At 57.9% G+C, this 304-nt stretch carries 1 pseudogene; it reads left to right on the forward strand.

The annotated features are described in order from the left end of the window. Nucleotides 1-304, forward strand: a pseudogene (locus BBX50_RS27860) (flagellin); the annotation flags it as partial.

Consider the following 304-nt stretch of genomic DNA (forward strand, 5'->3'; position numbering starts at 1 on the left):
GCCATGGAAAACTCCAAGGACGTCGTCGACGAAATCAAGAAGAAGCTGGTTACCGCCAGCGAGCCGGGCGTTGACAAGAGCAAGATCCAGAAGGAAATCAAGGAGCTGCAGAACCAGCTCGTGAGCATTGCCAAGTCGGCCTCGTTCTCCGGCGAAAACTGGGTCTACACCGACCCGAACAACGCTGCCGGCACGAAGTCGGTTGTCGGTTCGTTCAACCGCGACGCCAAGGGCAATGTCAGCCTGACGACGCTGCAGTACGACACCAACAAGAGCTCGCTGATCGAAGTCAACGCTTCCGGCG

Source organism: Ensifer sp. LC11 (assembly GCF_001695835.1).
Classification (GTDB): Bacteria; Pseudomonadota; Alphaproteobacteria; order Rhizobiales; family Rhizobiaceae; genus Ensifer.